This is a genomic window from Micromonospora parastrephiae, from assembly GCF_016802865.1.
Classification (GTDB): domain Bacteria; phylum Actinomycetota; class Actinomycetes; order Mycobacteriales; family Micromonosporaceae; genus Micromonospora; species Micromonospora parastrephiae.
Map to the genome: position 1 here is coordinate 1 of NZ_JAEVHM010000242.1, position 6,709 is coordinate 6,709.

Annotated in this window: 6 protein-coding genes and 1 pseudogene; 2 read left to right on the forward strand and 5 right to left on the reverse strand. The window is 74.8% G+C overall.

Features of this window, described 5'->3' with window-relative positions; all coding sequences use genetic code 11:
* Positions 1–200 (reverse strand): hypothetical protein (locus JNW91_RS32765; RefSeq protein ID WP_238425850.1); only part of this gene is annotated, 200 nt, incomplete at its 3' end.
* Here JNW91_RS32765 and rph point away from each other — a divergent pair.
* On the forward strand, positions 199–924 hold the full coding sequence (rph, locus tag JNW91_RS28175) for a ribonuclease PH (RefSeq protein ID WP_203178505.1): 726 nt from the start codon (positions 199–201) through the stop codon (positions 922–924). The two genes, JNW91_RS32765 and rph, sit on opposite strands and share 2 nt — an antisense overlap.
* The gene (rdgB, locus tag JNW91_RS28180; protein WP_203178506.1) at positions 921–1,538 is read left to right on the forward strand and encodes an RdgB/HAM1 family non-canonical purine NTP pyrophosphatase; all 618 of its coding nucleotides are present in this window, start codon (positions 921–923) and stop codon (positions 1,536–1,538) included. Before rph ends, rdgB begins: the two co-directional genes overlap by 4 nt.
* 64 nt (positions 1,539–1,602) lie before the next feature.
* Here the strand turns inward: rdgB and hutH are convergent, their stop codons facing one another.
* The 4 genes and pseudogenes from hutH to JNW91_RS28200 all read right to left on the reverse strand — a co-directional run.
* Positions 1,603–3,141 (reverse strand): histidine ammonia-lyase, encoded by a 1,539-nt coding sequence (hutH, locus tag JNW91_RS28185; RefSeq protein ID WP_203178508.1) that lies wholly within the window; start codon positions 3,139–3,141, stop codon positions 1,603–1,605.
* A complete protein-coding gene (gene hutI / locus JNW91_RS28190) occupies positions 3,138–4,322 on the reverse strand; it encodes an imidazolonepropionase (RefSeq protein ID WP_203178510.1) in 1,185 nt (394 codons plus the stop codon). The genes hutH and hutI overlap by 4 nt, the downstream gene beginning before the upstream one ends.
* Positions 4,319–5,680 (reverse strand): annotated as a pseudogene (locus tag JNW91_RS28195) (formimidoylglutamate deiminase). Before JNW91_RS28195 ends, hutI begins: the two are co-directional and overlap by 4 nt.
* 235 nt (positions 5,681–5,915) lie before the next feature.
* The coding region (locus JNW91_RS28200; protein WP_238425848.1) for a M20/M25/M40 family metallo-hydrolase at positions 5,916–6,709 on the reverse strand (794 nt) is incomplete at its 5' end.

Sequence of the window (6,709 nt, forward strand, 5' to 3'; positions counted from 1 at the left end):
CGTGCGGGGGTGTCGAGGCCGAGGCGGTGAGCCGCCTGGCGGCCCGGCCGGAGGCGGCAGCGGCGGCGGGCGGCCCGGGCGCGGGCCGAGGAGTTCGGCTGGCCGGCGGCGGTCGCCGGATTCCTCCGGGTGCACGACGCGGACACTGGTCGGGGCACCCCGGCGGAGGTGGAACAGCGCACCGCATAGGGTGCAGGCATGGCGCGACCTGACGGGCGAGGGCCCGATCAACTTCGACCGGTGACCCTGACCCGTGGCTGGAGCACCCACCCGGAGGGCTCGGTGCTCGTCGAGTTCGGCGGCACCCGGGTCCTCTGCACGGCGAGCGTCACCGAGGGGGTGCCCCGCTGGCGCAAGGGCTCCGGGCTCGGTTGGGTGACCGCCGAGTACGCGATGCTGCCCCGGGCCACCAACACCCGCTCCGACCGGGAGAGCGTCAAGGGTCGGGTCGGTGGCCGGACCCACGAGATCTCCCGCCTGATCGGCCGCAGCCTGCGGGCGTGCATCGACCTCAAGGCGCTCGGCGAGAACTCGGTCGTACTCGACTGCGACGTGCTCCAGGCCGACGGCGGCACCCGCACGGCCGCGATCACCGGCGCGTACGTCGCGCTGCACGACGCGGTGGGATGGCTGGCCGCCCGCAAGGCTCTGGTCGGCAAGCCGGAGAAGGTGATGCACCGTTCGGTGGCCGCGGTCAGCGTGGGCATCATCGCCGGTGAGGCGCGTCTGGACCTCTGCTACGAGGAGGACGTCGCCGCCGAGGTGGACATGAACGTGGTGTGCACCGGCACGGGCGACTTCGTCGAGGTGCAGGGCACCGGTGAGGCGGGGGTGTTCGCCCGGGACCAGCTCGACAGCCTGCTCGACCTGGCCGTGGCCGGGTGCGCCGAATTGGCCGAAGCCCAGCGGAAGGCGCTGCTATGAACAAGGTCCTGTTGGCCACGCGTAACCGCAAGAAGCTGGTGGAACTCCAGCGGATCCTGGACGCCGCGCTCGGCGCGTACCGGATCTCCCTGCTCGGGCTGGACGACGTCGAGGAGTATCCGGAGCTGCCGGAGTCCGGTCTCACCTTCGGTGAGAACGCGCTGATCAAGGCCCGGGAGGGCTGCCGGCGGACCGGCCTGCCGACGATCGCCGACGACTCCGGCCTCGCGGTGGATGCGCTCAACGGGATGCCGGGGGTGTTCAGCGCCCGCTGGTCCGGCAAGCACGGTGACGACCGCGCCAACCTCGAGTTGGTGCTGGACCAGATCGCCGACCTGCCCGACGACCAGCGGGCCGCCTCCTTCGTCTGCACGGTGGCTCTGGTGCTGCCCGGCGGCAAGGAGCACCTGGTCGACGGCCGGCAGGCCGGGCGCCTGCTGCGTGCCCCGCGCGGCGACGGCGGGTTCGGCTACGACCCGATCTTCCTGGGTGACGGGCAGGACCGGACCAACGCCGAGCTGACCCCGGCGGAGAAGGACGCGATCAGCCACCGGGGCAAGGCGCTGCGCGAGTTGGCCAAGCTGGTCGCGAAGGTGCTGCCGCCCGCCGTCTGACGGCCGCGAAGGTGCTGCCGTCCGCCGCCTGACCCGCGGCGGACGACAGCGACCCGGGCGGAGATCAGCCCAGCGGGCCGACCTCCCGTTCGATGGCGGCGCGCAGTTCCGGGCCGGCCAGCACCGCGCGGGCCGCCTCCATGACGGGGGCGAGGAACACGTCCGGACCGGGTTCGCCGGCCGGCCCGCCCAGCGCGGCGACCGCGGCCCGACCGGCCGGCGACGGCACCAGCGGAGCGCGCAGCTGGAGCCCGCGTACGCCGGCCAGCAGCTCCACCGCGAGCAGGCTGGTCAGGTTGTCCAGTACGGTCCGCAGCTTCTTCGTCGCCGCCCAGCCCATCGAGACGTGGTCCTCCTGCATGCCGCTCGTGGGCAGCGAGTCCACCGAGGCGGGGGCAGCCAGTCGCCGGTTCTCCGCGACGATCCCGGCCGCCGTGTACTGGGCGATCATCAGCCCGGAGTTCACCCCGGCGTCGGGGGAGAGGAACGCGGGCAGCTCCCGGGAACGGGTGACGTCGAGCAGCCGGTCCACCCGCCGTTCGGCGATCGCGCCGACCTCCGCCGCGGCGATGGCGAGGAAGTCCGCGGCGAAGCCGAGTGGCGCGCCGTGGAAGTTGCCGGTCGACTCGACCCGGCCGTCGGGCAGCACCACCGGGTTGTCCACCACGGACACCAGCTCCCGGGCCGCGACCGTGCGGACGAAGTCCAACGTGTCCCGGGCCGCGCCGGCGACCTGCGGCGCGCAGCGCATCGAGTACGCGTCCTGCACGGCGTGCGCCAGGTCGTCGCGGTGCGAGTCCATCACCCGGGAGTCCTGCAACAGCCGGTGGATGTTCGCCGCCGACGTCGCCTGGCCCGGGTGTGGCCGGATCTCGTGCAGCTCGGGCAGGAACGGCCGCTCCGAGCCGAGCATCGCCTCGATGGCCAGCGCGGCGGTCACGTCGGCCATGGCGAACAGGTGGGCCGCGTCGTTGATGGCCAGCAGCAGCATCCCGAGCATGCCGTCGGTGCCGTTGATCAGCGCCAGCCCCTCCTTGGCGGCCAGCTCGATCGGCTTGAGCCCGGCGGCGGCCAGCACCTCGGCCGCGTCGTGCCGCTCGCCGGCCGGGCCGAGCACCCAGCCCTCGCCGAGCAGCACCAGCGCGCAGTGCGCCAGCGGCGCCAGGTCGCCGGAGGCGCCCAGCGAGCCGTGCTCCGGCACCCACGGGGTGATGTCGTGGTTGAGCAGGTCGACCAGCGCCTCGGCGACCAGCGGGCGGACGCCGGAGCGACCCAGGGCGAGCGACCGGACGCGCAGCAGCATCATCGCCCGGACCACCTCGCGCGGCATGGGGGCGCCCACCCCGGCGGCGTGCGAGCGGATCAACGCGTGTTGCAGCTCGGCCCGCCGCTCCGGGACGACGAAGGTGTTCGCCAGCGCCCCGAACCCGGTCGACACGCCGTACACCGGCCGCCCGGCGGCCTCGATGCCGTCCACGATCGCGCGGCTGGTCGCCATCGCCTCCCGGGTGGCCGGGTCGAGGACCACCGTCGCGGCGCCGCGGGCCACCGCGAGGACGTCGTCGGCGGAGATCCCGGTGGGCTGGATGGTCACGTTCGTCATTGCGGCACTCCGTTGAGCAGGACCTGGCGGATCAGTGGAACACCGGGCCGGTAGGCCAGATGCAGGTACGACGGCGCGTCCAGGACGACGAGGTCGGCCCGCGCGCCGGGGGTGAGGACACCGATGTCGTCGCGGCGTAGCGCCCGCGCGCCGCCGGCGGTCGCGGCCCAGACCGCCTCCGCCGGGGTCATCCGCATCTCGCGGACCGCGAGGGCCACGCAGAACGGCATCGACGAGGTGTACGACGAACCGGGGTTGCAGTCGGTCGCCAGCGCCACGGTGACACCGGCGTCCAGCAGCCGGCGGGCGTCCGGGTAGGGCGAGCGGGTGGAGAACTCGGCGCCGGGCAGCAGGGTCGCGACCGTGCGGGTGCCCGAACCGTCGCTGTGGGCCGTGCCGGCCAACGCGGCCACGTCGGCGTCGCTGAGGTGGGTGCAGTGGTCGACGCTCGCGGCGTCCAGCTCCACCCCGAGCTGGACGCCGGGGCCGGGGCCGAGCTGGTTGGCGTGCAGCCGTACGCCCAGCCCGACGGCCTGCCCGCAGGCGAGGATGGCCCGGGCGTGGTCGATGTCGAAGGCGCCCCGCTCGCAGAACACGTCGACCCACTTCGCGTGGGGCGCGGCGGCGGCCAACATCGGCCCGCAGACCAGCCCGACGTAGTCGTCGGGGCGGTCGGCGTACTCGGCGGGCACCACGTGCGCGCCCAGGAAGGTGGTCTCGGCGCTGGTCTCGGCGGCGATCCGCAGCGAGCGGGCCTCGTCGGCGACGGTCAGCCCGTACCCACTCTTGATCTCCATGGTCGTGGTGCCCTGGCTCAACGCCTCCGCGCGCAGCCTTCGCACGGTGGCCCGCAGCTCGTCGTCGGTGGCGGCCCGGGTGGCGCCGACCGTGGTGCGGATGCCGCCGCCGGTGTAGGGCTGTCCGGCCATCCGGGCTGCGAACTCGGCGGCCCGGTCCCCGGCGAACACCAGGTGGGCGTGGCTGTCCACGAAGCCGGGCAGCACGGCGGCCCCGCCGGCATCCACCCGTCGGTCGGCGGCCGGCGCGTACGCGGACGGCCCGACCCAGGCCACCCGGCCCTCCTCGACCAGCACGGCCGCGTTCCGGCGGATGCCCAGGGGGCCTTCGCCGGCACCGTTGGTGACCAGCTCCCCGATGTTGTCGACCAGCAGAGCGCTCACGAGCGGGTCACCGCCTCGATGGACGCCGACAGCTCGGCCGGCACGTCGACGCTCAGGTGCCGGCCCTCGGCCACGACCACCCGGCCGTCCACGACGACCTGGTCGACGTCCGCGGCGGACGCCGCGAAGAACGCGCCCACCGGTGGTACGCCGGCGGCGCGGGCGCTGTCCAGCCGTACCGTCACCAGGTCGGCGCGGGGCGCCGACGGCGAGCCGGCCGGCGTCGGCCCAGCCCAGCGCGGCGTGCCCGGTGGCGGTCGCCGCGGTCAGCAGGTCGGCCGGGGTGAAGTGGCCGCGGCGGCGGGTGCGCAGCCGCTCGTCCAACTCCACCGCCCGGGCCTCCTCGAACAGGTCGACCACCGCGTGACTGTCGCTGCCCAGGCTCAGCCGGATCCCCGCGTCGGCCATCCGGCGGGCCGGGCCGATCCCGTCGGCGAGGTCCCGTTCCGTGGTCGGGCAGAGGCACACCCCGGTCCGGCTGTCGGCGAGCAACGTGATGTCGGCGCTGGTCGGGTGGGTGGCGTGCACGGCGGTGGTGAGCGGGCCGAGCACGCCGTGCTCGGCGAGCAGCACGGTGGGGGTACGCCCGTGCACGGCCCGGCACTCGTCGTTCTCGGCGGGCTGCTCGGAGAGGTGCACGTGCAGGGGCGCCTGCCGGTCGCGGGCCCAGTCGGCGACGTCCGGAGTTGGTCGGCGGGGACCGCCCGCACCGAGTGCACGGCCGCGCCGACCCGCGCGTGGGAGTCCGTCGGCCGCAACGCCGCCGCCCGCTGCGCCCACCGGGCCGCGTCGCCGTCGCCGAAGCGCCGCTGCGGCCCGGTGAGGGGCCGGCCGTCCACGCCGGCGCTCAGGTAGCAGGTGTCGAGCAGGGTGAGCCGGATGCCGGCGTGCGCGGCTGCCTCGACCAGCGCCGCGCCCATCGCGTTCGGGTCGTCGTACGCGCCGCCGTCGGGTCGGTGGTGCAGGTAGTGGAACTCACCGACGCAGGTGACACCCGCGAGGGCCATCTCGGCGTAGACGGCGCGCGCCAGGGCGAGGTAGGTGTCCGGGTCCAGCCGGTCCGCGACGGCGTACATCCGGTCGCGCCAGCTGAAGAAGTCGCCCCGACCGCCGTGGGTACGCCCACGCAGCGCCCGGTGGAAGGCGTGCGAGTGCGCATTGGACAGGCCGGGCAGGGTCAGCCCGGGCAGTCGGGTCGCGTCCCGCAGCACCTCGACGCCCGCGGCCGGTGCGCCGGCACCCACCAGCGGCGTCACCGCGGTGATCCGGCCGTCCTCGACCTCGATCAGCACCTCGGGCGTGGGTTCGGCGTACTCCGGCAGCCAGGCGTACTCGGCGAGCCAGCGCGTGGAGGTCATGCTCCTAGCCTCCTTTGGAGCTGAATCGTCTGCGACATCAGCGGCCGTGGTGCCGGCGGCTGGCTCGACCGCAGCGCCTGGCTCGACCGCGGCGGCTGGGGCGTTCTGGCTGATTCGTTTGCGGCATCAGCTCCAAAGGACGACCGCAACAGGTACCGACCGGCGCCGCGCCGCAGGCCCCGCACGCGCGGGCGCCGCAGATCGGTGCCACCCGACGGCGGGCACGCCACATGGATCACCCGCATGTCAGCTCCTCCAGCACGCGGGCCAGCGCGCGCACCCCGGCGGCGCAGTCGTCGTCGGTCGCCGCCTCGAAGGGGGAGTGCGACACCCCGGTCGGGTTGCGCACGAAGAGCATCGCGGTGGGCAGGTGCGCGGCGAGCACCCCGGCGTCGTGTCCCGCTCCGGTGGGCAGCACCGGGGCGTCGAGCAGCGTGGACAGCCGTTTGGCCAGTCCACCGTCGAAGGCCACCAGCGGGGTCACCGACTCCTCGGTGACGGTGACCGTCGTACCGTCGCGGCGGGCCCGCTCGGCGAGCTTGCCGCGCACCGCGTCGACCAGCCCGGCCAGCGTCTGCGGGTCGGCGGCACGGGCGTCCAGCCAGCCGGTCACCTTCGACGGGATGGCGTTGGTGGCGTTCGGTTCCACGGCGACGCGGCCCACGGTGGCGTGCGCGCCGCGAAGCCGGGCCTCCTTGTTGGCCGCCAGCACCGTGAACGCGTAGGTGAGCATCGGGTCGCGGCGGTCGGCCATCCGGGTCGTACCCGCGTGGTTGCCCTCGCCGACGACGTCGAAGCGCCAGCGGCCGTGCGGCCAGATGGCGCTCGCCACCCCGACCGGCGCGTCCGCGTCGACCAGCGCGTGGCCCTGCTCGACGTGCAGCTCCACGAAGGCGCCGAACCGGCCCAGCAGGTCCGGGCGGGCGCCCGCCGGCCGGTCGCCGTGACCGCGGGCGTCGACCTGGGCCAGCCGCAGGCACAGGCGATCCGTAGCGACGAGGACGTGGTGCGCGTCCGGCAGTTGGTCCG

What these genes read in the sequence shown, in the direction of transcription:
- rdgB (WP_203178506.1), top strand. Translation starts at nt 921, where the DNA reads ATGAACAAGGTCCTGTTGGCCACGCGTAACCGCAAGAAGCTGGTGGAA.
- rph (WP_203178505.1), top strand. Translation starts at nt 199, where the DNA reads ATGGCGCGACCTGACGGGCGAGGGCCCGATCAACTTCGACCGGTGACC.
- hutH (WP_203178508.1), bottom strand. Translation starts at nt 3,141, where the DNA reads ATGACGAACGTGACCATCCAGCCCACCGGGATCTCCGCCGACGACGTC.